We start from the raw sequence: 26719 nt of genomic DNA on the forward strand, positions 1-26719 counted from the left end.
GAGTGGGGTAGGGCGGATAAGCGTGGCTGCCGCCGAGGCCGCATCCGCCGCGTTGACGCTTAGGCAATCAGCGATGCACAACCACCAACAACGCCTTCGCCTCCGTCTTCGACGTATTCCGAATCACATGATCCTGGTCCGCCGGATACCGCGCCGTCCCGCCAAGCTTCAACTTGCGCTTGCTTGAACCGACTTCGACCTCCACCGCCCCCTGCGTCACGGTCACATGCTCGCTGGTCCCCGGGTCATGCGCCTGGGACGCCAGCTCGCCCCCCGGCGCCAGCGTAAGCTCATACCACTCATACTTCCCCGCCAGCTCCATCGGCCCGAGTATCCTTAGCACATACCCGGCATGACTTCCCGGAAGGGTGGGCGTCTCATGCGCATCCACCACGCGAATGGTCTCGACCTCGCGCGTCTCCGACGCCAGCAAATCCCCAATCGGCACCCCCAGCGCATTGGCCAGCCGCCAGGTGATGGCGATGGTCGGATTCGCCTTCTCCCGCTCGATCTGCGACAGCATTGACTTTGACACCCCCGCGATCCGCGACAGGTCCTCCAGGGTCAACCCGCGCGCCAGCCGCATGCGCTGCAGGGTGGCGCCAACTTCAGGCGGTTGATTGGTTGTCAATGGTGTGTTCATGGCGGGCGCTTATATATGGTTCAGTTGATGTAAAAGGCTAAACTGCTGCTTGCCAAGTTCAATGTGCTTGGGTATTATCCATTATATTGAATTTCAGTTCGACATACAGGATTCGACGGAGCAGATCGAACTGGTGCAAGATCTGGAACTACGGTACAGCATAGTGCAACCGCCGGTCAAGCAGCCGGCACCCACCACGACGAGGATAGAGATGAGCGACCAAGCGAAAAGCACGTTTTTCAGCGGCCTGCAGCAAAACCTGGACACCCTGCGCGAGCAGGGCCTGTACAAGCCGGAGCGCGTGATCGCTTCGCGCCAGGGTGCGGAAGTGACGGCCGAAGACGGCCGCAAGCTGATCAACATGTGCGCCAATAACTACCTCGGCCTGTCGGGCGACCTGCAGACGCAGCAGGCTTCCATCGAAGCGACCGAAAAGTACGGCTACGGCCTGTCGTCGGTGCGCTTCATCTGCGGCACCCAGACCGTGCACAAGCAGCTGGAAAAGGCGCTGTCCGACTTCCTCGGCACCGAAGACACGATCCTGTACGCGGCGGCCTTCGACGCCAACGGCGGCGTGTTCGAGCCGCTGTTCGACGAAAACGACGCCATCATCTCCGACGCGCTGAACCACGCTTCGATCATCGACGGCATCCGCCTGTGCAAGGCCGCGCGCTACCGCTACGCCCATAACGACATGGCCGACCTCGAAGTTCAGCTGCAGGCCGCAACTGCAGCCGGCAAGCGCCACAAGATCATCGTCACCGACGGCGTATTCTCGATGGACGGCACCATCGCCCAGCTGGACAAGATCTGCGACCTGGCCGACAAGTACGGCGCGCTGACCATGATCGACGAATGCCACGCATCGGGCTTCATGGGCAAGACCGGCCGCGGCACCCACGAGCACCACAACGTCATCGGCCGCATCGACATCATCACCGGCACCCTGGGCAAGGCGCTTGGCGGCGCGATGGGCGGCTTTACCTCGGCGCGCAAGGAAGTGGTCGACACGCTGCGCCAGAAGTCGCGTCCTTACCTGTTCTCGAACACCCTGGCCCCGAACATCGCCGGCGCCTCGCTGTCGGTGCTCGAACGCCTCAGCAAGTCGACCGAACTGCGCGACCGCTTGCACGAAAACACCGCGTTCTTCCGCAGCGAGATCGAACGTATCGGCTTCACCATCAAGCCTGGCACACACCCGGTGGTGCCGGTCATGCTGTTCGAGGCGCCGGTGGCGCAGAAATTCGCGGCACGAATGTATGAACTGGGCGTGCTGCTGTCGGGCTTCTTCTACCCGGTGGTGCCGATGGGCCAGGCGCGCGTGCGCGTCCAGCTGTCCGCCGCACACACCCGCGAGCAGCTCGAGACGGTACTCAAGGCATTCGAACAGGCCGGCCGCGAGCTCGGCATTCTCAAGAACTAAGAATTGGATAACAGGATCATCATGGAACGCATTCTCATCATCGGCGCCAACGGCCAGATCGGTAGTGAACTGGTCGAGGCGCTCGCCGCCCAGCACGGCGCGCAAAACGTCATCGCATCGGACATCGGCGCCACCAACGTGTACAAGGCTGCGCGCTACGCCCAGCTGAACGTGCTGGACAAGGCTGGCCTGGCCAAATTCATCGCCGACGAAGGCGTCACCCAGGTCTACCAGCTGGCCGCGCTGCTGTCGGCCACTGGTGAGAAAGACCCGCTCAAGGCGTGGACCCTGAACATGGATGGCCTGCTGAACATCCTCGAAATCGCCCGCGAACGTGGCGAAGCGGGCAAGCCGCTGCGCATCTTCTGGCCTTCATCGATCGCGGCCTTCGGCCCGAACACCCCGGCCCTGAACACGCCGCAGTACACCGTGATGGACCCGACCACGATCTACGGCATCAGCAAGCTGGCCGGCGAGCGCCTGTGCGAGTACTACTTCACCAAGTACGGCGTCGACGTGCGCAGCATCCGCTACCCGGGCATCATCAGCTTCAAGTCGCCACCGGGCGGCGGCACGACCGACTACGCGATCGCGATCTTCCACTCGGCCCTGAAAGGCGAGCGTTACGACTGCTTCCTCGGTCCTGAGACCACGCTGCCGATGATCTACATGCCCGACGCGATCCGCGCCACCATCGAACTGATGGACGCGCCGGCCGGCGAGGTGAAAATCCGTTCGTCGTACAATGTGGCCGGCCTGTCGTTCAACCCGGTCGAACTGGCTACCGCGATTACCCGCGCGCTCCCTGCGTTCAGCATCGCCTACGCCCCGGACAGCCGCCAGGCGATTGCCGATACCTGGCCGAAGAGCCTGGACGACAGCGCCGCGACCGCCGACTGGGGCTGGAAGGCCAGCATCGGCCTGGACCAAATGGTCGCCGACATGCTCGCGAATATCGACGTCGGCCTGACCAAGGCTGCCTGATCGCCTGATTTACGCGCTTCACCCAAAACTATAAATTAAGAGACAAACAGATGGACATGAGTGTTTTCGACCTGTTCAAGATAGGCATCGGGCCATCGAGCTCCCACACGGTGGGACCGATGGTTGCCGCACGCCGCTTCCTGATCGAATGCGGCCCGCTGGACAAAGCAGTGGGCGTCGAAGCCGCGCTGTATGGCTCGCTCGCGCTGACCGGCGTCGGCCACGCGACCGACAAGGCCGTGATCCTTGGCCTGATGGGCGAAACCCCGCAGGACATCGATCCGGACAGCGTCGACGACAAGCTGGCAGTGGTTGAACTGGACGGCAAGATCCGCCTGCTGGGCACCCACGAAGTGCCGTTCGTCCCGCGCACCGACGTGGTGCTGCACAAACGGGAAACGCTGCCCGAGCACCCGAACGGCATGCGCTTCACCTTGAAACTGGCGAACGGCACGAGCATGTCGCGCGTGTTCTACTCGGTCGGCGGCGGCTTCATACACGCCGAAGGCGAGGCGGAAGGGCGCGCGGCCGCGCCGGCCGCCAAGCCGCTGCCGTACCCGTTCGACACCATGGAACAGTTGCTCGCCCACGGCAAGGAATCTGGCCTCAGCATTCCTGACATGCTGCGCGCGAACGAACGCGTCAACCTCAGCGACGAAGAACTCAACGCCGGCATCGACAAGATCTGGCATGTGATGCGCGACTGCATCGCTCACGGCCTCGTCACCGGCGGCCAGCTGCCGGGCGGCCTGAACGTCAAGCGCCGTGCCGCCACGCTGTGGAAGCAGTCGGCGGAAAGCGTCGACCGCGCCAACGACCTGCCGCACGACGCGCTGCACCACGTCAGCCTGTACGCGATGGCGGTGAACGAGGAAAACGCCGCCGGTGGCCGCGTAGTCACCGCACCGACCAACGGCGCAGCCGGCATCATCCCCGCGGTGCTGCGCTACTACGCCGAGGACTGCCGCCCTACCGATGCGGTCAAGGGCATCCGCGACTTCATGCTGACTTCCGCGGCTATCGGCATGCTGTGCAAGAAGAACGCGTCGATCTCCGGCGCCGAAGTGGGCTGCCAGGGCGAAGTGGGCGTGGCCTGCGCCATGGCCGCTGCGGGACTGGTGGCGGCGCTGGGCGGGACCAACGAGCAGATCGAAAACGCGGCCGAAATCGGCATCGAGCATCACCTCGGCATGACCTGCGACCCGATCGGCGGCCTGGTGCAGATCCCATGCATCGAGCGTAACGGCATGGGGGCGATCAAGGCCATCACGGCCGCATCGCTGGCGTTGAAGGGCGACGGCACCCACTTCGTCAGCCTCGATTCGGTCATCGAAACGATGCGCCAGACCGGGGCCGACATGCAGGACAAGTACAAGGAAACCTCGCTGGGCGGCTTGGCGATTCACGTCGTAACGGTAAATCACCCGGCCTGTTAACATCGTTAGCTTCAAGACCGTCGTGCCCGGCATTGCCGGACTCGACGGATTAAGCGTCCCGGGCAAAAAATTGGCGCGCTGCGGTAGACCTTTCTTGTCCGGGCTATAATTAACGTTCGATTGCATTCCAGCGTTAGCCAAGAACGGACTTCTCCCATCTATGCACTACGTGTCTACCCGCGCCGCCAAGGCCTCCCAGTCGCAAGAACCCCAGCAATTTTCCGATATCCTGTTAGGCGGTCTGGCCCCTGACGGTGGCCTGTACCTGCCCTCCGAGTACCCGCAGGTGACCGGCGCCGAACTCGATGCATGGCGCAAGCTGCCGTACGCCGAGCTGGCTTTCGAAATCCTGAAGAAGTTCGCGACCGACATTCCCGAAGCGGACCTGAAGGCGCTGACCGCCAAGACTTACACGGCCGATGTCTACCGCAACGCGCGCGAAGGCGAGAAGGCATCCGAGATCACCCCGCTGCGCATCCTCGAACAGGACGGCGGCAAGACCCTGATCCTGCAGGCGCTGTCCAACGGCCCGACGCTGGCCTTCAAGGACATGGCGATGCAGCTGCTCGGCAACCTGTTCGAATACGCGCTGGCGAAGAACAACGCTGAACTGAACATCTTCGGCGCCACCTCGGGCGACACAGGCAGCGCCGCCGAATACGCGATGCGCGGGAAAAAGGGCATCCGCGTCTTCATGCTGTCGCCGCACAAGAAAATGAGCGCCTTCCAGACCGCGCAGATGTTCAGCCTGCAGGACCCGAACATCTTCAACATCGCCGTCGAAGGCGTGTTCGACGACTGCCAGGACATGGTCAAGGCAGTCTCCAACGACCTCGAATACAAGGCGCGCCAGAAGATCGGCACCGTCAACTCGATCAATTGGGCGCGCGTGGTCGCGCAAGTGGTCTACTACTTCCGCGGCTACCTCGCCGCGACGACCAGCAACGACCAGAAGGTATCGTTTACCGTCCCATCAGGTAATTTCGGCAACATCTGCGCGGGCCATATCGCCCGCATGATGGGCCTCCCGATCGACAAGCTGGTGGTCGCCACCAACGAGAACAACGTGCTCGACGAATTCTTCCGCACCGGCGTCTACCGCGTACGCAAGGCGTCCGAGACCTATCACACCAGCAGCCCGTCGATGGACATCTCCAAGGCGTCCAACTTCGAGCGCTTCGTCTACGACCTGGTAGGCCGCGACGCCGCCCGCACCCGCGCGCTGTTCCAGAAAGTGGAAACGGACGGCGGTTTCGACCTGTCGGGCAAGCCTGGCAGCGATGGCGACGAGTTCCAGCGCGTGGCCGAATACGGCTTCCTGTCCGGCTGCTCGACGCATGCCGACCGCCTGGATACGATCCGCGAAGTCCTCGACGACTACGACATCACCATCGACACCCACACCGCCGACGGCATCAAGGTCGCGCGCGAAAACATCGAACCCGGCGTGCCGATGATCGTGCTCGAAACCGCGCTGGCGGCCAAGTTCAACGAAACCATCCTCGAGGCAGTTGGCGTGGATGCGGAACGCCCGGCCGGTTTCGAGGACATCGAATCGCTGCCGCAAAAGTTCATCGTGATGCCGCCGGATGTCGAGAAGATGAAAGCCTACATCGCCGCAAACACGGGCCTGTAATTTGACATCCTCCCCTTCGTAAACGGAAGGGAATTCCCACTGCTGGCGTCTGATGCCCCAGACGGAAGCCGGACTGAAAGTAGCCCAGCTTCTTATTCAATCCGCAGGATATCTCTCGACCTCGCCTAAAGGCGACTGCGGATCGGAAAAAACGGTACAGGTGACTCATGCCCCAGCGCGTAATCGCATACTGAAGCACTTATGAAGTTTGACCATGCCCCGACACCAGAGTTCAAAACATTTTTTCACGTGGACGGCTGCGGGCGCTACGCGCCAGGCTCCTTTCACTCCTCGCCCTGAAGGACGAGGTTTCTCGGAGCAAATCTGATGAACGACGTGGCGAAGAAACCGATGTTGGCAGTGCGCGAAGCACTCGCTTTCTTGATGGCGGCGGCGCGCCCCGTGACGGAAACCGACACCGTGCCGACGCTGGAGGCGAACGGCCGCGTGCTGGCGCAGGACCAGTTGTCCATGCTCGCGGTGCCGTCGGCCGACAACACCCAGATGGATGGCTACGCCGTGCGTACTGCCGACTGCGCCGGCGGCGACGCGGTGCTGACGGTCAGCCAGCGCATCCCGGCCGGCCACGTCGGCCAGCCGTTGGCAGCGGGACAGGCCGCGCGCATCTTCACCGGCGCGATGATCCCGGAAGGCGCGGACGCCGTCGTGATGCAGGAGCAGTGCGAGGCGCAGGCGCCCGACAAGGTCGTCATCCGCCATGCGCCGCAGCCTGGCGAATGGATCCGCCGCACCGGCGAGGACATCAGGGCAGGTTCGGTGATCGTCCCCGCCGGTACGCGCCTGCGCAGCCAGGAGCTTGGCCTTGCCGCATCCGTGGGACTGGCAAACGTGCCGGTGTTCCGCAAGTTGCGCGTGGCGGTGTTTTTCACCGGCGACGAGCTGGCGATGCCCGGCGAGCCGCTCGCTCCCGGCGCCATCTATAACTCCAACCGCTTCACGCTGCGCGCGCTGCTCGAGAATCTGGGCTGCGAGATCACCGATTTCGGCATCGTTCCCGACACGCTGGCAGCCACGCGCGCCACGCTGCGCAGCGCGGCTCACGAGCATGACCTGATCATCACCTCCGGCGGCGTTTCGGTCGGCGAAGAGGATCACATCAAGCCGGCCGTGGAAGCGGAAGGCCGCCTGGACATGTGGCAGATCGCCGTCAAGCCGGGCAAGCCGCTGGCGTTCGGCGAAGTCGACCGCGATGGCGGCAGTGCCTTCTTCCTTGGCCTGCCGGGCAATCCGGTATCGAGCTTCATCACCTTCCTGCTGTTCGTGCGGCCGTTCATTTTGCGCCTGCAGGGGTGAAGGGCGACATCCAGCCGCGTGCCTGGGAGATGCGTGCCGATTTCAGCTGGCCGAAGCCCGACCGCCGCAACGAGTTCCTGCGCGCGAAGGTAAACGGAAAGGGCGGCCTCGACCTGTTCCCCAACCAGGGTTCGGGCGTGCTCACGTCGACCGCATGGGCCGACGGGCTGGTCGACAATCCGCCCGGGCAAGTCATCGGCGCGGGCGACACGGTGCGCTTCATCTCCTTTAGCGAATTACTGAACTAGGAACACGAATGGACATTACGCTGCGATTCTTTGCCAGCGTGCGTGAAGCACTTGGAACCGCACAGGAGCAGTTGACGCTGCCGGCCGGTGTCGCGACGGTAGGCGGGGTGCGCGAACTGCTGGTGGCGCGCGGCGGCGCCTGGGCCGAAGCATTGTCCTCCGAGCGTCCGCTGCGCACGGCATTCAACCACGTGATGTGCAGTCCCGACACCCCGGTCGAACAGGGCGGGGAAGTGGCGTTCTTCCCGCCGGTGACGGGCGGCTAGGCCTACAGCGAGTTCAGGAATCCCCTCAGTACGTCGGTGAACCGTTCCGGCTGGTCGATCATCACATAGTGGCGCGAGCCCGACATTCCCATGATGTCGAGCTTCGGCGTACCTGTCATCAGCTCGCGGTAGTAGGCCACCTTGCTGGCCAGCGTCGCGTTGGGGTCGGCTTCATCGAGCTCGAAGTAGGGCGCGATCACCATCACTGGCGCCGTGATCTTCGATAAGCCGGGGCGCAGGTCGGCCGCGGTGCGCGCGGCGGTGTACTGCACCGCTGCCTCCGGATCGCTGCGCGAGCTCAACTTGGCCAGTTCGTCTGCCCGGCCCATGTCGAGCACACCGGCGCCGCGGAGGTATTGCTGCTGCTGTGCCGCGTACTGCTCAGGCGTCAGCCCGCTGGTGCGGCGCACGATGCCGTCGGCCAGTTGCGCACGCTGTTCCGGCGGCAGCTCTTCGGTGCCTGCCACCACCGGCAGCCCGTCGATGCTCACCACGCCGCCGACCAGGCCCGGAAGGTCCTGGGCCACCGCCAGCGCGATCATGCCGCCAAGCCCATGCCCGACCAGTACCGGCTTTGCCAGCTGGCGCGAGGTCACCAGGTCCCGCAGCGACTGCTGGACCGCTTCCATCATGTTGCCCGGAACGCGAGCGCGTCCGTCGAAGCCGGGCAGCGTGACCACGTACACACTGTGGCTGCCGCGGAATTTGCGGATCGTGTCCTGCCATACCCACGCACCGCCGGCCACGCCGGGAACCAGGATGAGGGGCCGGCCGCGCTGTCCATGGCGTTCCACTTGCAGCACGCCCACGTCGAAGCGTTCCTGCGCCACCTCGGTCGCCGCAAATCGGTTGACGGGCGGCTGCGCCTGCGCGCCGGCAAACGCCGGCGCCGCGGCCAGCAGCAGCGCGAGTATCAGGGAGGCTCGTTTCATGCGCGCTCCGCTCCTTAGGTTGACGATAAGATGCAAAGCATACCTTAACTGAGAGTGGTCCGAATGGGCGACTCGTCCAAGCGGTTTACGCATGAGTATTGATTCGTCGACGCGCGCGCCTTCCAAGCCATCGATGGTCGCCAGGCCTGAGCTGGAACTCGGCTTGCGCGCGAACTGGAAACAGTTCAGCTTGCTTGTGGTGGTCAATGCATTTGTCGGGGCTATGGTTGGTATGGAGCGTAGTATTTTGCCGGCCATCGCGGAACAGGAATTCAGGTTGGTTGCGCATACTGCGATTCTCGCCTTCATCGTCGTATTCGGCGTATCAAAGGCGTTCACCAACTACTTTGCCGGTCGCTTTTCCGACACCTGCGGGCGCAAGATCGTACTGGTTATTGGCTGGCTGATCGCTACGCCCGTGCCGTTTCTGCTGATGTGGGCGCCGTCCTGGAACTGGATCTTGCTGGCGAACGTCTTTCTCGGGGTGAGCCAAGGACTCACCTGGTCAACGACAGTCATCATGAAGATCGATCTTGCCGGGCCGAACAATCGCGGCACCGCATTGGGCATCAATGAATTCGCCGGCTATTTTGCAGCCGGCGCTGCGGCGCTGGCAACCGGCTGGATCGCCAGCGAAGTTGGTCTGCGACCGCAGCCGTTTTACCTGGGCGTGGCCTTCGTACTCATCGGACTTTTGCTATCCGTAATGGTCGTGCGCGAGACAAGAGACTACGCGCGGCTGGAGGCGGCGCGGACGCCAAGCCAGGGAGCGGCGGCGATGCCATCGCAAAGTTCAATCTTTTGGCAGACCAGCGTACGCGACCCTAACCTGTCGTCGCTCAGCCAGGCCGGCCTTGTTAATAACCTAAATGATGGCATGGCGTGGGGCTTGTTCCCCGTTGTGTTCGCTGGCGCAGGCATGACGTTGGCCCAAATCGGCACGCTCGCCGCCATCTACCCCACGGTTTGGGGGCTGTGCCAGTTGTTCACGGGCGCCCTGTCCGATCGTATTGGCCGCAAGGGATTGATTGTCGCCGGAATGTGTGTGCAGGCGCTAGGAATCGCCATCATCGCCATCGCGTCACAGTTTTCCTGGTACGCGGTGGGCGCAGTACTGTTGGGACTTGGTACCGCCATGGTGTATCCAACGCTGCTTGCCGCAATCGGCGATGCGGTCAGTCCCGCCTGGCGAGCGTCGACGGTTGGCGTTTATCGATTCTGGCGCGACCTTGGATACGCAGTGGGCGCGATGCTGTCGGGACTCGTCGCCGACCAGTATGGAGTGGCAAGCGCCGTCTGGCTGGTCGCCGGCATCACATTCCTGTCCGGCATGTTCGTCGCGGTCCGCATGCGATCGGGCACGCAGGCTCGGAAACGCTCGCGAAAATAACCGCAATCCCGGCCGACCTTCTAACTGAGCCGCGTCCAACTCGACTAAAATGTCGATCCTTTCCCCGCACCCGACCGCCACATGCCTTCCAATTCGCCCCGCACCTCACGCGTCGCCGTCATTGGCGGCGGACCGGCCGGCCTGATGGCGGCCGAAGTCCTGAGCCAGGGCGGCGTGCAGGTCGACCTGTATGACGCGATGGCCTCGGTCGGGCGCAAGTTCCTACTGGCCGGGAAGGGCGGCATGAACATCACCCACTCCGAGCCTTACGAAGCTTTCGTGGGGCGCTACAGCGGCCGCGAGGTGGAGGTCGGCGAGTGGCTGCGTCAGTTCGACGCACAGGCGGTGCGCGACTGGATCCACGGCCTCGGCATCGATACCTTCGTCGGCAGCTCGGGCCGCATTTTCCCTACGGAAATGAAAGCCGCCCCCTTGCTGCGCGCCTGGCTGCACCGCCTGCGCGAGGACGGCGTGCGCTTTCACATGCGCCACCGCTGGACCGGCTGGCACGGCGACGCGCTGGCGTTCACGACGCCCGACGGCGACGTCGACGTACAGGCCGACGCCGTCATCCTCGCCTTGGGCGGCGCCAGCTGGGCGAGGCTCGGATCGGACGGCGCCTGGGTGCCGCTGCTGCGCGAGAAATCGGTCGACGTGGCGCCGCTGCGGCCCGCCAATTGCGGCTTCGACGTCGACTGGAGCGAACATTTCAGCAGCCGCTACGCCGGCGAACCCCTGATCACGGTCGCCATCGGTTCGCGCGATGCCGGCGGCCAGCTGGTGCGCAAGCAGGGCCAGTTCGTCGTGACCGCCACCGGCATCGAGGGAAGCCTGGTCTATGCGCAGTCGGCCGCCTTGCGCGACCAGGTCGAAGCGGAGGGCAGCACCACCATCTGGCTCGACCTCTTGCCCGACATGCCGGCGCAACGGGTGGCGGACGAAGTGGCACGCCCGCGTGGCGCCCGCTCGATGTCCAGCCACCTGCAAAGCCGCCTGGGGATCAAGGGCGTCAAGTCCGGCCTGCTGCGCGAGTGCGTCAGCGCGGCGGACTTCGCCGACCCGCAGGCGCTGGCAGCGGCCATCAAGGCGCTGCCCGTGACGTTGACGCGCGCACGCCCGCTCGACGAGGCGATCAGCACGGCGGGCGGGGTGAAGTTCGATGCGATCGACCCGGCCAGCGGCATGCTGCGGGCGCTGCCTGGCGTGTTCGTCGCGGGAGAAATGGTGGACTGGGAAGCGCCGACCGGCGGCTACCTGCTGACCGCATGCTTCGCCAGCGCGCGCGCCGCGGCGAAGGGCGCGCTCGGCTGGCTGGGTTCTAGCGGAAGCTGACGTCGCCCGAACCCGTCTTGCTGATGCTGCGCTGGTTCGGATCGCCGTAGATGCTGACGTTGCCGCTGCCGCGCAGGCTGACGGCGGCGGTTTCGCGGGCCTGCACGATCGAGTTGCCCGAACCGAGCAGCTGGACCTTCGCTTCCTTCGCCGCCAGGTGACGGGCGTTGAGGTCGCCCGAGCCGGTCTGTTCGGCCTTGAATTCATCGCAGGCGCCGACCACGGTCATCTGGCCCGCACCCATCAGCTCGACCGCCACCTTGTCGCTGCTGCCTCCGTTCAGTTCCAGCTCGCCGCTGCCATGCACGCCTGCCAGCACCTTCTTGAAGCGGCCGTTGAACTTGACGTTGCCCGAGCCGTGCAGCTGCACGTCGACCTGGTCGCCACTGAAACCGTTGACCGTGCTGTCGCCGCTGCCGTGGATTTCGACGTTTTCCAGCGCCGGCAACACCAGCGTCACCTGCAGCGGATGGCGGTGGTGCAGCAGCATGCCCTTGGTGGCGATTTCCAGCGAATCGCCGTCCTGGACGGTTTCGACATTGCCCAGCAGGCGCTTCTCGCCGCGCACCGTCAGTGACGGAATCGCGCCCTGGCGCAGGGTCAGGTCGATCGGACCGGAAAGCTCGACGTTGACGATGCGCGCGTCGACCTTGCGCGTTTCGCTGGCGACCACCCGGCCTTCGGGGTTGGACGGTCCCGCGGTGCCCTCGGCCCGCAGCATGCTGTACGACAGGCCGATCAGCGCGAACGCCAGTGCCAGCATGCCGAATCCGACTTTCATCAATGCGCGCATGGCGTCTCCGATCAGGTATCAGCTGCCCTTGAGCAGGGACAGGTTCATTTGAATGTAGCGGCGGATGCCGATGAAGGTATAGCGGGTGATGACCAGGGCGAGCAGGAACAGCACGATCCCGCCCAATACCATCGCCAGTCCGACCGCCGATTGGGTGGCGCGCGAGTCCGAATCCCTGTCGGTGTAGATCTTCACGCCGCGCTCGGCGACCGCTTCGGCGCGGCGGATCACCCGTTCCGAGCGACTGGCGTCGCCGTCGGGATCCCCAGCCGCGAAGGCGGCGGCATCAGCTTCCGCCGATGCTTCCGCCGCGGCTTCTTCGGCGGCCCGCGCCGCGGCTTCCGCACCGGCTGCGGCTTCGGCCGCCGCTTGCGCGGCGACTTCCGCAGCCGCAGCCTCAACCTCGGCGTTCATGGATTCGCGGTCGCCCGCATTTTCGTCGACGTGGACGCCGGTGGCGTCGATCGTCACCTTGGCCTGGCGCGGGATGCCATGATCGTCGCGCCCGTGGATGACGAAGTGCTTCAGCGGGCCGTCCAGTACCAGCTCGGTGGCGCCTGCCAGGCCGCTGGCGGTGACCGCGACGCCACCCAGGTAGAAGCCGAGTGCCGCGCCATACAGCGCCGCCAGCAGCGATGCGTAGACGATCGCTGGCACCACCATGAACAGGTTGAAGATCGCCAGGCCCAGCCCGGAGACCACCAGCCGCACGAAGTTGGCCGGATTGCGTTTTTCTTCGAAGGCGCGCATGTGGGTGCTTGCGCGCAGCGTCATGGCGATCTTCTTCGGATCGCCCAGCTCTTTCGCGATCTCTTCCTCGCTGCGGCCGGCGGCTACGCCGTCGACAAAACGCTGCTCGTAGAATGCCAGTGTCCTGGCCTGCGTTTCAGGCGGCAGGCCCGCCATCGCTCGCTTTAATGCGTCGAGATATTCCAGTTTGCCCATGGCGTACTCCAATTCGTTGCCGTCAGCCGTGGGCAAGGACCACGACGGCTTGATGCGTTTGCGGCGCCATGGCGCCGCCGATCAGTTCAGGTTTGATAATCACGGCTGTACTTACTGCGACAAATGCCACGACGGCCAGCGCGCGAAAGACAAGTGCGGTGCTCATTTTCAACCCCATCACGGATACTCGTTTCGATGATGAAACTGTACCCATTCCACCCGGCGGCCACCACCGGCGTGCGACAGGCTGCACATTTCGCGGGGCAGGCGGCCATATTCAGGCGGTGGTCGCCGCCAGCACGGCGCGCGCGGCGGCGCTGCCGCTGCGCACGGCGCCTTCAAGCGTTGCCGGATAGTCATTTGCCGTGTAGTCCCCGGCCAGGAACAGGCTTGGCAAACCGATATCATTGCCGGGACGAACCAGGCCCGGGGTGCAGGCGAAGGTTGCGCGCTTTTCCGTGATCGCGCGGCTCCATTGCGGTGCGGCAAGCTCCGGCCGGCCAAGCACCGAGGCCACCTGCCGCGCGACCGCCGTGCACAGTTCGTCATGGCCAAGGCTTGCGGCATCGCTGGATGCGCTGATCACCACCGCCAGCAGGCCCGCCTGGGTCGCGTCCAACTGGCCGCGGTCGAACAGGAACTGGCCCCAGTGGCCCGCTTCCCGGTCGTCCTCCAGCGCGTAGAAGGGCAGCGCGAGGCGGGTGTTTTCCGGGTACTGCAGGTAGCAGGTCGTAATCGGTTCGTGGTCGAAGGACGGCAGCGGCTGCGGCAGCTGCGCATCGAGCAGGGCGCCTGCAACGGCGGGCGGCGTTGCCACGACCACGGCGTCGAATTCGTCGCTGCTAGACGCCGTGTGCACGCGCCATGCCGCGCCGCTGCGTTCGACCTTGTCGACCCGCGCACCGCCGCGCACATCGCCGCCGCGCTGGTCGATGAATGCGGCCGCAGCCTGGGGGAACAATGCGCCGAGCGCAAGCCGTGGCACCAGCATGTCGGATGCGTGGCGGCGCGCGCCCAGGCTGTCGCGCAGCACGTTGAGGAACACCTGCGCCGACGCGCGTTCCGGCGGCGTATTCAGCGCCGCCAGGCACAGCGGGCGCCACATCAGCGCCACCAGGCGCGGAGTCTGGTCGAAGCGATCAAGCAGTTCGGTCACGCTGCAGTCGGCGTACAACGTCCAATCCATCCAGCGCGCGCTGGTGGAAAAGCGCGCCAGCGCCATCTTGTCCTCGCGCGCCAGTCCTTTCGCGCGCAGCAGGGCGATGGCGAGGTGGAAGGGCGCAGGCAGGCGCGGCGCGACGAAGTCCATGCCGCTGCCGAGCGGGTAGCGCATCTGCAAGGGCAGGTGCAGCAGCGCGCTGGACGGATCGATGCCGACGCGGCGCAGCAGGCGCAGGGTGTCCTTGTATGCGCCCAACATGATGTGCTGGCCGTTGTCGAGGGTCTTGCCATGGACCTCGACGCTGCGCGCACGCCCGCCGAGGGTGCGCGCGGCTTCGAACAGCGTTACGCGGCAGCCGGCGGCAGCCAGTTCGACCGCGGCAGTGCAGCCCGCCCATCCGGCGCCGATGACGGCGGCGGACGGCAGGCGCTTAGCTGCGGACATAGGTCTTCCACGCCAGCCACAGCTTGCGGATCGGCGTCAGCGAGATGCGCTGGTTCAGCACCTGGTACTTGTCGCGCTCTATCTCATCGAGCACGGTGCGGTAGATCGCCGCCATCATCAGACCGGGACGCTGGGCGCGCCGGTCTTCCTTCGGCAGCAGCGCCATCGCTTCGTCGTACATCTTGTGGGCGCGCTCGACCTGGAAGCGCATCAGCGCCTCGAACTTGTCGCTGTGGCGCGCATTGAGCAGGTCGGCCGCGGTTACGCCGAACTGCTGCAGCTCGTTGATCGGCAGGTAGATGCGGCCCTTGCGCGCATCCTCGCCGACGTCGCGGATGATGTTCGTCAGCTGGAACGCGAGGCCCAGCTTTTCGGCGTATTCCAGGGTCTTCGGATTGGTCACGCCGAAGATGCTGGCCGAGAGGATCCCCACCACGCTGGCCACGTGCCAGCAGTAGTTCTTCAGCGCGGTGTAATCAAGGTAGCGGCTCTGGTTCAGGTCCATCTCCATGCCGTCGATGATCGCCTGCAGGTGCTTCTGTTCCAGGTTGTAGATGGCCAGGTGCGGCTGCAAGGCCTGCATCACCGGATGGGTCGCCGTCCCTGCATACATGGCCTGCACCTCGGTGCGCCACCAGGCCAGCTTGATGCGCGCGACCGATTCGTCGGTGCAGTCGTCTACCGTGTCGTCCACTTCGCGGCAAAACGCGTACAGCGCGGTGATCGCGCGGCGGCGCTCCTGCGGCAGGAACAAAAAGCTGTAGTAGAAGCTGGAACCGCTTTGGACGGTTTTTTGTTGGCAGTATTCGTCGGGAGACATGTATGAATGGCAATGGTGTGCGACAAGAGGCGCTATTCTAGCCGATGGGCAATCCCGGGTCGATCTATTGCGCGGCAAAGCAGTCCTTGCCTTTGACTTTAGTGCGGAGTCTGCTGCTGTTCGATGTACTGCCGAATAACTGCGATGGGTGCGCCGCCGCAACTACCCGCAAAGTAGCTGGGCGACCAAAGCGCGCCGCCCCACAGTTTTTTTCGAATACTCGGATAGTTCTTCTTCCGAATCATGCGGCTGGAACCACCTTTCAGGCTGTTGACTAGATTGGAAACGGCAACCTTGGGCGGGTTGTTCACCAGAAGGTGAACGTGGTCATCCTCGCCTTCAAACCCACCAGTTCCGCTTCAGAGTGCAGACGCTGGCGAACATCGGGCGCAGGTCGTCAAGAATCTCTTTTGTGAAGACTTCACGGCGGTATTTTGTGACAAAGATCAAATGCACATGCATTAGAAAAATACAGTGTCTTCCGTGGCGAATGTCGCTGCTATTACTCATAGACCGAACGATAATCGAAGCATGCAGCGTCTACAAGCCTACAAATACGAACTGATGCCAGATGGCGAGCAGGAGCGCGCTATGCGCCGCTTCGCCGGATCGTGCCGGTTCGTTTATAACAAGGCGTTGGCGCTGCAAAAAGAAAATTACGAAGCGGGTAACAAGTTCATCGGCTATGTGGCGATGGCGAAACACCTTACGGGATGGCGCAATGGTTTTGACACGCCGTGGCTCAAGGACGTGCCTTGTCATCCATTGCAACATGCCTTGAAGGACTTGGAGAAGGGGTACAAAAATTTCTTCGCCAAACGCGCCGATTTCCCGCGCTTCAAGCGCAAGGGCAGCGGCGATGCTTTCCGCTACCCCGACCCGAAACAGATCAAGCTCGATCAGGCCAACAACCGCCTCTTTCTTCCCAAATTGGGCTGGCTGCGCTACCGCAACAGCAGGGACGTGCTCGGCGAACTGCGCAACGTCACCGTGAGCCAGTCGGGAGGCAAGTGGTTCGTGTCGATTCAGACGCGACGCGAGGTCGAGCAGCCCCTGCCCGCAGCGACCACCGCCATCGGCATCGACGTCGGCATCGCTCGGTTCGCCACCATGAGCGACGGGACCTATATCGCCCCACTCAACAGCTTCAAGAAGCACCAACAGCGCCTTGCCCGCTACCAGCGCCGCATGAGCCGCAAGGTCAAGTTCAGCAACAACTGGAAGAAGGCAAAGGCCCGCGTCCAGAAGGTTCACACCCGCATCGCTAACGCCCGCAAGGATTTCCTGCACAAAACCACAACGACGATCAGGCTCGCCGCCCGCGCAAACCACGCGTTCGTATGCATTGAGGATTTGCAGGTACGGAACATGTCCAGGTCTTCCAAAGGCAGCAGCGAACGGCACGGCAAGATGGTGAAACAGAAGTCCGGCCTGAACCGCGCCATTCTCGATCAGGGATGGGGTGAATTCAGGCGACAACAGGATTACAAGCTGGCGTGGAACGGCGGCATACTGTTGGCCGTTCCGCCGCACCATACCAGCCGGACGTGCCCGTGCTGCGGCCACGCATCGAATGACAATCGGCAAACCCAAGCGAAATTCTTATGCGTCGATTGCGGTTACGAAAATCACGCCGATGTGGTCGGTGCGATCAATGTTTTAGCGCGAGGACATCGCGTTCTAGCCTGTGGAGAGCCGGTGCAGTCAGGCCGCTCGGCGAAGCGTGAGCGCATGCGCTCACCCCACTGAAGCGACTGTGCAAATCGCCGCGTAGCGCCGTAGGAATCCTCTTCCTTCAGAGGGTGTCGCAAAACGTTTTTCTGCGATCACATCAGGCCCGGGCGATGTTGTGGTTGAGGACGCAAGCCAAAAAAACGCGGCATGCGGCCGAAAAAACGTATGCGCCCCTCTGAGAGCGTATGGAACGGCGTAAAAGTAGAAAAACAGCGCTCTCAGCAGGGCAACCGCTCTGGACAAGTTGTACGCCATGACATGTAAGGCAAATTCGCGCTTGACCGCCTGTAGCCCACGTCGGCGAAAGCGATCCAGGCCCTGCTGACCGCGCAGGCTGCTGAACACTGGTTCGACGATCGCCTTGCGCTGGCTGAAAATGTAGCGCGCCTGGCGATGCTGCATCACGAGACGAAGCGCGTCCCGTTGTTCATCCTCGGGGTAGCGTTTGATGCGCCGCCCCTGCGCGGCCTTCGTACAGTTCGCACGCAGGCGGCAAGCTGTGCAGCTTGATGCCGCATACACGCTCACTGCCCGCGTGCGCGGTGTTTCTCCGCATTTGGAAATGAGGACCAAGGTTTGGCCGGCAGGGCATCGGTAAGTGTCGGTATGCGCGTCGTAGGTGAATGCGCTCTTGTGGTACAGCCCCTCCTCTTTGGTCTTGGCAGGCCACTGGCCCTCCGGACACAACAAGCTGATATCGCGTGTGAGCGTCGCGTCAATCACTTCATCATCGAAGTAGCCGGCGTCGAGCAGCAATTCCCTGACATCTTCTCCAGTCACGCGTGCACTTTGATCGAGCATCGGTGCGATCACCTTCGTCTCGCTCGATGGATCGATTTCGAAGGCTGTGATGATTCTGTCTGGATTTGCCAGTACCGATGGTTTGTACGACGCCGCAAACCCGTGTCCACGTTTCAGGCGCTGTACCATGGCCTCCGGTTCGCTGCCGCTGATACGCAAGGTCTCGACATTCTTGCCATTGCTGCGGCGCGCAGTCTGGCGCTGCTCGAAGAGTTCCTGGCATCGCGCACTGCGTTCCTGTTCCTGCTGCGCCGCCCGATTCTCCGGTGTGCGTTCTACGGCCTGGTGCGCCGCTGTTGCGCGCGCCTTGACGGCCTCTTCCTTGAGCAGATTGTAGTGCGAGCAAGCCGCTTCAATAACGGTGCCGTCACCGGCCAACCGAGCGCTGCCAGAACCCGTCGCTTTCAAAATCGACCCGGTCAGCGATTCAAAGAAATCCCGGGTCAGCGACGCTTCATGCTGGACGATGAAGCGTCCGATGTTGGCATGGTCCGGCGCGATGCCGCCGGTCACCCACATGCATCCGAGATCGAGTCGCGCCAGCCGTTCCAATTCGCGCAGGGAATGCACCCCTTGCATCACGCCGTACAGGATCAGGCCGACCATCAGTTGCGGCGCATAGGGAGCGCGGCCAGTTGCAGCGTAGCGCCGCTCAAACGCTTGCCAGTCTTGTGCTCCGAGCAGACGGGCCACGGTAAATGGAGCATGCTGGCCAGAACGCTTCAGATGTTCTTCCAGACGCATCGTCCCCAGGAAAATGGCGTTGGCATCGCCCGTCACGAAACGCCGACCGCTATGGACCGCCGTTTGCAGAGCCGGCGCATCCGAACCTGCCGGCACGCCGCCAAACAAATCGTACTGCGGATCGTCGGGCGAAGGTAATTTGCGGGTGCTGCTCATTGTCGGTTCCTGGCGTTTCATTCTGAGCAATATTTTATCGCGCAGAGGGCTTTTGCGACACCCTCTTCAGGGAGGGGAGGATGTCAAAATTCGTTACATTTTAAGGGCGCGCCAGCCCAGTACCAGCCAGTCGAAGGCATTCAGCTTGGGGCGGCGGCTAAACACGTCGTAGCCGACCTGCTCGATCTTGTCGAGGATGCGCAGGCCACCCTGGACCACCAGCCGCAGCTCCCAGCCGATGCGTCCCGGCAGGCGGCGCGCCAGCGGAGCGCCGGACAGCATCAGCGCGCGGGTGCGTTCCACTTCGAAGGCCATCAGCGCGCGCCAGTTGGCGTCCACCAGCTGGCGGTCGAGCTGCCCGGGCGCGACGCCGTGGGCGGCAAGGTCGTCCAGCGGTATATAGATGCGGTCCTTCTGGCGGTCGATGGCAACGTCCTGTAGAAAATTGATGAGCTGCAGGGCGGAGCAGATCGCGTCCGAATCGCGGACGTTGCGCTCATCGGCCGCCCCGTACAGCGACAGCATCAGGTAGCCGACCGGGTTGGCGGAGCGCCGGCAATAGTCGAGCAATTCTTCTAATTTTTGGTAACGGGTCGTGACAATATCCTGCCTGAAAGCCGACAGCAGGTCGCGGAAGGGTTGCAGCGGCAGCCCGAATTGCGCGATCACCGCCGCCAGCCGCCGGAACATCGGATCGGTCTGAAGCTCGCCCCTTTCGATGCCATCCAGCGCCGCTTCATAGGAGGAAAGTGCCGCCAGTCGCTCTGCCGGGGCGGCGTTGCCTTCGTCGGCGAGGTCGTCGGCGCTGCGCGCGAACGCGTAAATCGCTTCGACCGCAGGCACCAGGCGTTTCGGCAACAGCACTGACGCGACGGGAAAGTTTTCGTAGTGGTCAACAGGCATTGGAAATAAATGACGCAAAAGTCATTTGTTTTAAAAATCTTTGCACTTTATAATTACTTACTGGCAAGTCAGTAACAAAAACCCGGCCGGACGAGAGTAGAATCTTGTCGCTTAAGCAATCGGGGCGCGTCGCGCCACCGCATAGTAAAGGAAAACAACGTGTTCGCCCTGAAAAACCTGCGCCCGGCGGTTACCGCTCCCCTCGGCACGACGCTCGCGGCCTCCCTGTTACTGCTGCTCGGAGCCTGCTCGAAGGAAGCGCCAAAAACAGAAGAAGTGCGCCCGGTGCGGGCCATTGTGGCCGGCAGCAGCGACATCGACCTCAGCTCGGAATTCGCGGGCGAGGTGCGTCCCCGCGTGGAATCGCGGCTCGGCTTCCGGGTGGGCGGCAAGATCACCGCGCGCAAGGTCGACGTGGGCGCGACCGTCAAGCGCGGGCAGGTGCTGATGCAGCTCGATCCGCAGGATCTCCAGTTGACCAGGGCCCAGGCCGCAGCGTCCTTGCGCGCGGCTGAAACGCAGCGCGACCTGGCACGCGCCGACCTCAAGCGCTTTGAGGAACTGCGCGCCACCAATTTCGTCAGCCAGGCGACGCTCGATGCGCGCCGCACCGCGTTCACCGCGGCGCAGGCCAATGTGGAAGCGGCCAGGGCCGGCTTCTCGGCGCAGTCGAACCAGGCCGGCTATACCACGCTGACGTCAGATATCGACGGCGTCGTCACCTTGGTCAGCGCGGAAGTAGGGCAGGTCGTCGCGCCCGGGACGCCGGTGGTGCAGGTCGCCAATCCAAACGAAAAGGAAGTCGTGATCGCTCTGCCTGAAGACAAGGTCGATGCAATGCGCAAGGTCGGCAACGTCACCGTGCGCCTGTGGTCGAACCCGGACCTTGCGCTGCAGGGCAAGATCCGCGAGGTGTCGCCGGTGGCCGATCCGGCCACGCGCACCTACCAGGTCCGGGTAGCGATCCCGGGCGCGGGACCGGAGGTGCGGCTCGGGATGACCGCGCGCGTGCAGTTCGCCTCGAAAGCCGGTACGCAACAGATCCGCCTGCCGCTGACGGCGCTGTTCCATGATAAATCGTCGAGCGCCGTGTGGGTGGTCGACAAGGGCGCCGTCAAGCTGGTGCCGGTGCAGGTTGGCGGCACCACGGGCAACGAGATCGTTGTCGCCGGCGGGCTGCAGCCTGGCCAGACCGTGGTCACGGCCGGTGTGCACCTGCTCAAGAACGGCCAGAAAGTCCGCATCCTCGGCGCCGACGCGCCCGTGGCCGGCGCCGCCCCTGCCGGCGGGGCAGCCAAATGAAAGGGTTCAACCTCTCCCGCTGGGCCCTCGAGCATGTCCCGCTGATCCGCTACCTGATCGGCGCCTTGCTGATCGGCGGCATCCTCAGCTACACCAACCTGGGCCAGGACGAAGACCCGCCGTTCACCTTCCGCGTGATGGTGGTGCGCGCCATCTGGCCGGGCGCGACTGCCGTGCAGATGGCGGAACAGGTCACCGACAAGCTCGAACGCAAGCTGCAGGAGACGCCCCATATTGACAAGATCCGCAGCTACTCCAAGCCGGGCGAAACGCTGATCATCCTGCAGCTGCGCGAATCGGCGCCACCGTCGGAGATCGCCGATTCCTGGTACCAGGTGCGCAAGAAAATCGGCGATATCCGCGGCACCCTGCCGGCCGGCGTGATCGGTCCGTTCTTCAACGACGAATTCGGCGATACCTACGGTTCCATCTTCGCCCTCAGCGGCGACGGTTTTACCTATGCCGAGATGAAGGACTATGCCGACTTCGTGCGCCAGCAGCTGCTGCGCGTGCCGCTGGTGTCCAAGGTCGAACAGTTCGGCGTGCAGGACGAGAAGATCAACATCATTTTCTCGCACAAGAAATTCGCCCAGCTGGGCGTGCCGTTCGAGGCCATCGTCAACCAGATCGCCACCCAGAACGTGGTGGAATCGACCGGCACCGTCGTTACGCCGACCGACAACCTGCAGGTGCGCGTGACCGGCGCGCTGCAGACCGTGAAGGACCTCGAGAACCTGCGCCTGCGCGCGAACGGCACCAGCTTCCGGCTTGGCGACTTCGCGAAGATCACCCGCGAGTACAAGGATCCGCCGCAGGACAAGATGCGCTACAACGGCAAGGAAGTGATCGGCCTTGGCGTGTCGATGGAAAAGGGCGGCAACATCATCACGATGGGCGAGGGGCTGGAGCAGACTGTCGCCAACGTCAAGTCCAAGCTGCCGGTCGGTATCGAGCTCGAACGCGTGTCCGACCAGCCGCGCGCCGTCACCGCGTCGGTCGGCGAATTCACGACCACCCTGGTCGAGGCGATCCTGATCGTGCTGGCCGTGAGCTTCGTCGCGCTCGGCCTGCACACCAAACCGCTTCGGATCGACTTCCGTCCCGGCATGGTGGTGGCGCTGACGATTCCGCTGGTGCTGGCGATTACCTTCCTGCTGATGCGGATGCTCGACATCGACCTGCACAAGATCTCGCTCGGCGCGCTGATCATCGCGCTCGGCCTGCTGGTGGACGACGCGATCATCGCGGTGGAGATGATGGTGCGGAAGATGGAGGAGGGCATGTCGCGCTTCGACGCCGCCACCTTCGCCTACACCTCGACCGCGATGCCGATGCTGACCGGTACCCTGATTACCGCCGCCGGCTTCCTGCCGATCGGGCTGGCCAAGTCGCAGGCGGGCGAATACACCTTCTCGATGTTCTCGGTGAACGCGATCGCCCTGATGGTGTCGTGGCTGGTGGCGGTGGTGTTCACGCCGTACATCGGCTTCCTGCTGCTGCGCGTGAAACCGCACACCACGTCGCCGGGCGAAAGCGAGCATAACGTCTACGATTCGGCTGGCTACCAGCGCTTCCGGCGCATCGTCGCCACCTGCGTGGAGTGGCGCAAGGCCACGATCGCGCTGACCCTTGGCATATTCATGCTTGGCCTGCTTGGCTTCAACTTCATCGAGAAGCAGTTCTTCCCCGATTCGAGCCGGCCGGAACTGATGGTCGAAATGTGGTCGCCGGAAGGCACCAGCTTCGCCGCCAACGAGGCGCAGGTGAAGAAGTTCGAAGCCTGGGTCGGCAAGCAGGCGAACGTGGAAAGCGTCACCAGTTATGTCGGTACAGGCAGCCCGCGCTTCTACCTGCCGCTGGACCAGATTTTCCCGCAGTCGAACGTGTCACAGGTCGTGGTGCTGCCGAAGGACCTGCACGCGCGCGAGGAGCTGCGCCTGAAGATCATCGACATCTTCAAGACCGACTTCCCGGAAGTGCGCGGGCGGGTCAAGCTGCTGCCTAACGGGCCGCCGGTGCCGTATCCGGTGCAGTTCCGCGTGGCCGGGCCGGAGATCGCGCCAGTGCGCGCGCTGGCCGACCAGGTCAAGGAAATCATGCGCGCCAATCCGAACGCGGTGGGCGTCAACGACAACTGGAACGAGTCGGTCAAGGTGCTGCGCCTCGACCTGGACCAGGACAAGATGCGCGCCCTCGGCGTGACTTCGCAGGCCGTGATGCGGGTGGCGAACACCATCCTGTCCGGCACGCCGGTCGGCCAATTCAGAGAAGACAACAAGCTGATCGACATCGTGATCCGCCAGCCGGTCGAGGAGAGGGCGACCATTTCGGCCCTCAACGACAGCAACGTCGCGACCGCGTCGGGCCGTTCGGTGCCGATCTCGCAGCTGGCGCGCGTGGCGTTCGTGTGGGAGCCGGGCGTGGTGTGGCGCGAAGGGCGCGAATGGGCGATCACCGTGCAGTCGGACATCGTCGACGGCATCCAGGGGCCGACCGTGTCCGACCAGGTGCTCAAGTCGCTGGAAGCGATGCGCGCGAAGCTGCCGGCCGGTTACACAATTTCCCTGGCTGGGGCCGCGGCCGACAGCGCGGCGGCGGAAGCGTCGATCGCGGTCAATGTGCCGCTGGTGCTGTTTATCGTGTTCACGCTGCTGATGCTCCAGCTGCACAGCTTCTCGCGTTCGGTGATGGTGTTCCTCACCGGGCCACTGGGCGTGGCCGGCGCCGCGATGGCGCTGCTGATCCTGGACCGTCCGTTCGGCTTCGTCGCCAACCTTGGCGTGATCGCGCTGTTCGGCATGATCATCCGGAACTCGGTGATCCTGGTCGACCAGATCGAGAAGGACATCGCCAACGGCGCCGACGCATGGAATGCCGTGATCGACGCGGCAGTGCGGCGCGCACGGCCGATCGTGCTGACCGCCGCCGCCGCGGCGCTGGCGATGATCCCGCTGTCGCGCTCCGTGTTCTGGGGGCCGATGGCAGTGGCGATCATGGGCGGGCTGGTGGTGGCGACCGCGCTGACCCTGTTGTTCCTGCCGGCGCTGTATGCGGCGTGGTTCCGGGTCAAGAAGCCGGCGCAGGCATAGTACGCATGGCGGGTTGCGCTGATCGCTTCACCCACCCTACAGTTGACATTTCGTAGGGTGGGTGAAGCGCAGCGCAAGCTGCCATCTCCGCACGATTTCAAAATTCGCCCGCTAGTATCAGAAAATCCAGTAAAATACCGGGTTGATGTTGTAGCCCCTAACAAAGGCAGTGCAGGGCGGCCGGTTTCATCGTCGGACGCCCTTTGTTTTTGTCCGAGCGGCCAACGATCCCGCGAGGATGGCGAAATTGGTAGACGCACCAGGTTTAGGTCCTGACGCCAGCAATGGTGTGGGGGTTCGAGTCCCCCTCCTCGCACCATACGAATAATTATTTTTTGGACGATTTTAACAATGGCAACTGCAGTCGAAACCCTGGGTAAACTCGAACGTCGCATGACGATCTCTTTTCCGCTGACTGACGTCCGTACGGAAGTTGAAAAGCGCTTGAAGAAGCAGGCCAAGACGGCCAAGGCTCCTGGCTTCCGTCCAGGTAAGGTTCCGATGAAGATGGTCGCCCAGCAGTATGGCTACCAGATCGAATCCGACGTGCTGAACGACAAAGTCGGCCGCGCCTTCGCCCAGGCCGCCGATGATAATGCGCTGAAGGTTGCCGGCTATCCTAAAATCGAGCCAAAGGACGACAGCCCGGAAGGCGTGCTGACCTTCGACGCTACGTTCGAAGTGTTCCCGGAAGTCGTCGTTGGCGACCTGGCCGGCGTTGAAGTCGACACCATCAAATCCGACGTGACCGACGCGGAAATCGACAAGACCATCGAAATCCTGCGCAAGCAGCGCGTGCACTTCCACACCAAGGGCGAAGCTGGCCCGCACGGCGACGGCGGCACCGCTGTCGCTGAAAACGGCGACCGCGTGACCGTCGACTTCGTCGGCAAGATCGACGGCGTCGAATTCCCAGGCGGTAAAGCCGAGGACTACACCTTTGTGCTCGGCGAAGGCCGCATGCTGCCGGAATTCGAAGCGGCGACCGTCGGCCTGAAAGCTGGCGAAAGCAAGACCTTCCCACTGGCATTCCCAGAGGACTACCACGGCAAGGACGTGGCCGGCAAGACCGCCGAGTTCACCATCACCCTGAAGCGCCTGGAATGGGCACACCTGCCGGAAGTCGACGCGGAATTCGCGAAGTCGCTGGGCATGGAAGACGGCGACCTGGAAAAAATGCGCGCCGACATCAAGGTCAACCTGGAGCGTGAAGTCGCAGGCCGCATCAAGGCACGCAACAAGGAAGCCGTCATGGACGCGCTGCTGAAGGTTACCGAGCTGGAAGTGCCGAAAGTCATGATCGCCCAGGACGCAGAGCGCCTGGCCGAAATGACCCGCCAGGACATGGCGCAGCGCGGCATGGACGTCAAGAACATGCCATTCCCGACCGAACTGTTCGCCGACAAGGCCGAGCGCCGCGTCAAGCTGGGCCTGATCCTGTCGCAGCTGGTGGGCGACAACGACCTGCAAGCCAAGCCTGAACAGGTGAAGGGCCAGATCGAAGATTTCGCACAGAGCTACGAAGATCCGAAGGAAGTACTGAAGTACTACTACAGCGATCGCCGCCGCCTGGCCGACATCGAAGCTCTTGTATTGGAAGAAAACGTCGTTAACTATGTACTTGGCAAAGCCAAAGTCGCCACCAAGGATGTCGCTTTCGACGAATTGATGGGCAGCAACGCACAAGCTTAAAGATCGTTTTAAGCTCCTTCACAAAGGAAAAGACAGGTTTGACATCCTCCCCTTCGTGAACGAAAGGGGATTCCCACTGCTGGCGTCTGATGCCCCAGACGGAAGCCGGACTGAAAGAGCCCAGCTTCTTATTCAATCCGCAGGATATCTCTCGACCTCGCCTAAGGCGACTGCGGATTGGAAAAAGCGGTACTGGTAAATCATGCCCCAGCGCGTAATCGCATGCTGAAGCACTTATGGAGTTTGACCGTGGACCAACACCAAAGTTCAAAACATTCTTTCACTTGGATGGCTGTGGGCGCTACGCGCCCGGCTCCTTTCACTCCCTGCCCTGAAGTACAGGGTTTCTCGGAGCAATTCTGATGAACCATAATCCGGCATTGGACACACAAGCACTCGGCCTCGTACCGATGGTGGTGGAACAGAGCGGCCGCGGCGAACGCGCCTACGACATCTACTCGCGCCTGCTGAAGGAGCGTGTGATTTTCCTGGTCGGCCCTGTCAACGACCAGATGGCGAACCTAATCGTG

General features: G+C 63.2%; 21 protein-coding genes, 1 tRNA gene and 2 pseudogenes. 14 read left to right on the forward strand and 10 right to left on the reverse strand.

All coding sequences use genetic code 11. From position 1 onward, the window contains the following. Window positions 1-67: 67 nt before the first annotated feature. Complete coding sequence (locus D3872_RS15900; RefSeq protein WP_119811725.1) at window positions 68-643, reverse strand: helix-turn-helix domain-containing protein; 576 nt, start codon at window positions 641-643, stop codon at window positions 68-70. Window positions 644-854: 211 nt separating this feature from the next. Here D3872_RS15900 and kbl point away from each other — a divergent pair, with 211 nt between their 5' ends. From kbl to moaD, 6 genes and pseudogenes are all read left to right on the forward strand, one after another. After that, complete coding sequence (kbl, locus tag D3872_RS15905) at window positions 855-2066, forward strand: glycine C-acetyltransferase (protein ID WP_119811726.1); 1212 nt, start codon at window positions 855-857, stop codon at window positions 2064-2066. A 21-nt stretch (window positions 2067-2087) separates the two neighbouring features. Beyond that, window positions 2088-3050: an NAD-dependent epimerase/dehydratase family protein gene (locus D3872_RS15910; RefSeq protein ID WP_119811744.1), complete on the forward strand. Its 963-nt coding sequence runs from the start codon at window positions 2088-2090 to the stop codon at window positions 3048-3050. 50 nt (window positions 3051-3100) lie between these two features. Beyond that, window positions 3101-4486: an L-serine ammonia-lyase gene (locus tag D3872_RS15915; RefSeq protein ID WP_119811727.1), complete on the forward strand. Its 1386-nt coding sequence runs from the start codon at window positions 3101-3103 to the stop codon at window positions 4484-4486. A 160-nt stretch (window positions 4487-4646) separates the two neighbouring features. Further along, entirely contained in the window at window positions 4647-6122 is a 1476-nt protein-coding gene (gene thrC, locus D3872_RS15920; RefSeq protein ID WP_119811728.1) for a threonine synthase, read from the forward strand. A 351-nt stretch (window positions 6123-6473) separates the two neighbouring features. Beyond that, window positions 6474-7684, forward strand: a pseudogene (locus D3872_RS15925) (molybdopterin molybdotransferase MoeA). Window positions 7685-7692: 8 nt separating this feature from the next. Continuing rightward, a complete protein-coding gene (gene moaD, locus D3872_RS15930) occupies window positions 7693-7950 on the forward strand; it encodes a molybdopterin converting factor subunit 1 (RefSeq protein WP_119811729.1) in 258 nt (85 codons plus the stop codon). A 2-nt stretch (window positions 7951-7952) separates the two neighbouring features. Here the strand turns inward: moaD and D3872_RS15935 are convergent, their stop codons facing one another. Further along, the gene (locus D3872_RS15935) at window positions 7953-8882 is read right to left on the reverse strand and encodes an alpha/beta fold hydrolase (RefSeq protein ID WP_119811730.1); all 930 of its coding nucleotides are present in this window, start codon (window positions 8880-8882) and stop codon (window positions 7953-7955) included. Window positions 8883-8973: 91 nt separating this feature from the next. Here D3872_RS15935 and D3872_RS15940 point away from each other — a divergent pair, with 91 nt between their 5' ends. Then, window positions 8974-10272: an MFS transporter gene (locus tag D3872_RS15940; protein WP_182915825.1), complete on the forward strand. Its 1299-nt coding sequence runs from the start codon at window positions 8974-8976 to the stop codon at window positions 10270-10272. 81 nt (window positions 10273-10353) lie between these two features. After that, window positions 10354-11604: a TIGR03862 family flavoprotein gene (locus D3872_RS15945; RefSeq protein WP_119811732.1), complete on the forward strand. Its 1251-nt coding sequence runs from the start codon at window positions 10354-10356 to the stop codon at window positions 11602-11604. Here D3872_RS15945 and D3872_RS15950 read toward each other — a convergent pair. From D3872_RS15950 to tnpA, 6 genes and pseudogenes are all read right to left on the reverse strand, one after another. Next, a complete protein-coding gene (locus D3872_RS15950) occupies window positions 11591-12397 on the reverse strand; it encodes a GIN domain-containing protein (protein ID WP_119811733.1) in 807 nt (268 codons plus the stop codon). The two genes, D3872_RS15945 and D3872_RS15950, sit on opposite strands and share 14 nt — an antisense overlap. Window positions 12398-12415: 18 nt before the next feature. After that, window positions 12416-13342 (reverse strand): DUF1700 domain-containing protein, encoded by a 927-nt coding sequence (locus D3872_RS15955; RefSeq protein WP_119811734.1) that lies wholly within the window; start codon window positions 13340-13342, stop codon window positions 12416-12418. A 22-nt stretch (window positions 13343-13364) separates the two neighbouring features. Beyond that, on the reverse strand, window positions 13365-13523 hold the full coding sequence (locus D3872_RS25715; protein ID WP_182915826.1) for a hypothetical protein: 159 nt from the start codon (window positions 13521-13523) through the stop codon (window positions 13365-13367). Window positions 13524-13619: 96 nt separating this feature from the next. Next, window positions 13620-14948, reverse strand: a complete 1329-nt coding sequence (gene hpnE / locus D3872_RS15960) for a hydroxysqualene dehydroxylase HpnE (RefSeq protein ID WP_119811735.1) — start codon at window positions 14946-14948, stop codon at window positions 13620-13622. Further along, the gene (gene hpnD, locus D3872_RS15965) at window positions 14935-15768 is read right to left on the reverse strand and encodes a presqualene diphosphate synthase HpnD (protein WP_119811736.1); all 834 of its coding nucleotides are present in this window, start codon (window positions 15766-15768) and stop codon (window positions 14935-14937) included. The genes hpnE and hpnD overlap by 14 nt, the downstream gene beginning before the upstream one ends. 98 nt (window positions 15769-15866) lie before the next feature. Further along, window positions 15867-16278 (reverse strand): annotated as a pseudogene (gene tnpA, locus D3872_RS15970) (IS200/IS605 family transposase). Window positions 16279-16299: 21 nt separating this feature from the next. Between tnpA and D3872_RS15975 the strand changes: the two are divergent. Further along, entirely contained in the window at window positions 16300-17517 is a 1218-nt protein-coding gene (locus tag D3872_RS15975; RefSeq protein ID WP_119811737.1) for an RNA-guided endonuclease InsQ/TnpB family protein, read from the forward strand. Here the strand turns inward: D3872_RS15975 and D3872_RS15980 are convergent. Beyond that, the gene (locus D3872_RS15980; protein ID WP_119811738.1) at window positions 17506-19203 is read right to left on the reverse strand and encodes an IS1182 family transposase; all 1698 of its coding nucleotides are present in this window, start codon (window positions 19201-19203) and stop codon (window positions 17506-17508) included. The two genes, D3872_RS15975 and D3872_RS15980, sit on opposite strands and share 12 nt — an antisense overlap. A 93-nt stretch (window positions 19204-19296) precedes the next feature. Further along, window positions 19297-20106, reverse strand: coding sequence for a squalene synthase HpnC (gene hpnC, locus D3872_RS15985; protein WP_119811739.1), 810 nt, complete (start codon window positions 20104-20106; stop codon window positions 19297-19299). Between the two features lie 159 nt (window positions 20107-20265). On the opposite strand from hpnC, the gene D3872_RS15990 reads away from it, so the two are divergent. The 5 genes from D3872_RS15990 to D3872_RS16010 all read left to right on the forward strand — a co-directional run. Beyond that, window positions 20266-21408, forward strand: a complete 1143-nt coding sequence (locus D3872_RS15990; RefSeq protein ID WP_147373901.1) for an efflux RND transporter periplasmic adaptor subunit — start codon at window positions 20266-20268, stop codon at window positions 21406-21408. Next, window positions 21405-24497: an efflux RND transporter permease subunit gene (locus tag D3872_RS15995; RefSeq protein ID WP_119811740.1), complete on the forward strand. Its 3093-nt coding sequence runs from the start codon at window positions 21405-21407 to the stop codon at window positions 24495-24497. The genes D3872_RS15990 and D3872_RS15995 overlap by 4 nt, the downstream gene beginning before the upstream one ends. A gap of 232 nt (window positions 24498-24729) precedes the next feature. Next, window positions 24730-24816 (forward strand) — tRNA-Leu (locus tag D3872_RS16000). Between the two features lie 32 nt (window positions 24817-24848). Next, window positions 24849-26189 carry a trigger factor gene (gene tig / locus D3872_RS16005; protein WP_119811741.1) on the forward strand — a complete coding sequence of 447 codons (1341 nt, stop codon included), beginning with the start codon at window positions 24849-24851 and terminating at the stop codon, window positions 26187-26189. Between the two features lie 362 nt (window positions 26190-26551). Then, a partial coding sequence (locus tag D3872_RS16010) for an ATP-dependent Clp protease proteolytic subunit (RefSeq protein ID WP_182915827.1) occupies window positions 26552-26719 on the forward strand: 168 nt, incomplete at its 3' end.

This window comes from Massilia cavernae, from assembly GCF_003590855.1.
GTDB classification, from domain to species: Bacteria; Pseudomonadota; Gammaproteobacteria; order Burkholderiales; family Burkholderiaceae_D; genus Telluria_A; species Telluria_A cavernae.